This is a genomic window from Vibrio splendidus 12E03 (assembly GCF_000272105.2).
Classification (GTDB): domain Bacteria; phylum Pseudomonadota; class Gammaproteobacteria; order Enterobacterales; family Vibrionaceae; genus Vibrio; species Vibrio splendidus_I.
The window spans coordinates 1-247 of record NZ_AJZD02000272.1 but is presented as its reverse complement, the minus strand read 5'-3'; the positions used below and the strand labels follow the sequence as shown (position 1 = coordinate 247).

Sequence of the window (247 nt, the reverse complement as noted above, 5' to 3'; positions counted from 1 at the left end):
GAGGAGAGCAAGATGGACAAACTCAATCTTTTACAGACAAAAGCCTTGGCGCTTTTTTCTGTGGCGAGGGGCAGTGACATTTCACCACCAGAGCTGGCAAACGCTGGTTTTATGATGCGTGAAGGGCGCTTTTACCCCGTCGAAAACATTGAAGTGATCCAACAACGCCTTAGCCATGATTTCATGGTGTGGGATGAATCTACCCCGTTTGTGAACACGCTGAGATTTCAGCGTCGCTCGCATTAGG

Annotated in this window: 1 protein-coding gene; it reads left to right on the top strand. The window is 49.0% G+C overall.

What is annotated here, in order from left to right; genetic code table 11:
- Positions 1-246: hypothetical protein (locus tag A142_RS17130; protein ID WP_019821519.1), on the top strand; the 246-nt coding region annotated here is incomplete at its 5' end.
- Between the last annotated feature and the right edge of the window lies 1 nt (position 247).